This is a genomic window from Methylobacterium sp. B4 (assembly GCF_003201865.1).
Taxonomy (GTDB): domain Bacteria; phylum Pseudomonadota; class Alphaproteobacteria; order Rhizobiales; family Beijerinckiaceae; genus Methylobacterium.
In genome coordinates this window covers 1-1,317 of sequence record NZ_QJJJ01000055.1, presented here as the reverse complement: position 1 = coordinate 1,317, position 1,317 = coordinate 1, and the positions used below count along the sequence as shown (strand labels likewise).

1 protein-coding gene is annotated in these 1,317 nt (G+C 67.7%); it reads left to right on the top strand.

What is annotated here, in order from left to right:
* Positions 1 to 99: 99 nt before the first annotated feature.
* Positions 100 to 1,299 (top strand): IS256 family transposase, encoded by a 1,200-nt coding sequence (locus BY998_RS23820; protein ID WP_110354160.1) that lies wholly within the window; start codon positions 100 to 102, stop codon positions 1,297 to 1,299.
* The last annotated feature ends 18 nt before the right edge of the window (positions 1,300 to 1,317 follow it).

Genomic DNA, 1,317 nt, shown 5'->3' with positions numbered 1-1,317 from the left:
GGTCGTGTCCCGGATGGTGGTGTAGCTGAGGGGTGGTCATCGGCGGTTGCCGGGTAGGGTCGGGTTGCGACGACCAACCTCGAACCCGAGAGACCTCCGATGACCGACGAGATGATGGCCCTGCGTAGGCTGGTGGAGAAGAGCGCCGACGCCGATCTGCTGCGCGAGATGATCGGTTTTGCCGCCGAACGGCTGATGGAGATGGAAGTGGGTGGCCTGACCGGTGCGGCCCACGGCGAGAAGAGCCCAGAGCGTCTGGTCCAGCGCAACGGCTACCGTGATCGGGACTGGCAGACGCGCGCCGGCACGGTCGAGCTGCGGATTCCCAAGCTGCGCAAGGGCTCGTACTTCCCTGGCTTCCTAGAGCCGCGACGGATGGCCGAGAAGGCGCTAACGGCCGTGATCCAGGAGGCCTACATCCAGGGCATCTCGACCTGCTCCGTGGACGATCTGGTTCGAGCAATGGGCGGGACCGGCATCTCGAAGAGCCAGGTCTCGCGGCTGTGCGAGGAGATCGACGCGCGGGTCAACGCGTTCCTCGACCGGCCGATCGAGGGCGAGTGGCCCTATCTTTGGATCGACGCGACCTACGTGAAGGTGCGCGAGGCTGGCCGCATCGTCTCGGTGGCGGTGATCGTGGCCGTGGGTGTGAACGGCGACGGTCGCCGGGAAGTGTTGGGCCTGGACGTTGGCCCGTCCGAGGCTGAGACCTTCTGGACCGCCTTCCTGCGCAAGCTGGCGCGCCGCGGCCTGCGCGGGGTCAAGCTCGTGATCTCGGACGCGCACGAGGGCATCAAGGCCTCCGTGGCCAAGGTCATGAACACGACGTGGCAGCGCTGCCGCGTCCATTTCATGAGGAACGCCCTGGCCCATGCCGGCCGCAGCGGACAGCGGGTGTTCTCCGCCTTCATCGCCACCGCCTTCGCCCAGGAGGATACCGAGGCCGCCCGGCAGCAGTGGCGGCGCGTCGCCGATCAACTCCGGCCCAAGGTCCCCAAGCTCGCCGCCCTGATGGACAGCGCCGAGACCGACGTGCTGGCCTACATGAGCTTCCCCGCCGCCCACCGGATCAAGCTCCACAGCACCAACTCGCTGGAGCGACTGAATGGCGAGATCAAGCGCCGGACCGAGGTGGTCGGCATCTTCCCCAACGAGGCGGCCATCACCCGCCTCGTCGGCGCGATCCTGCTGGAGCAGAACGACGAGTGGGCCGTCCAGCGCGCCCGCTACATGACCCTGGAAAGCATCGCCCCAACCGGCGATGATCCCCTCGTCGGCCTGCCCACACTGGCAGCCTGACCGATCCGGCCCTGGCCG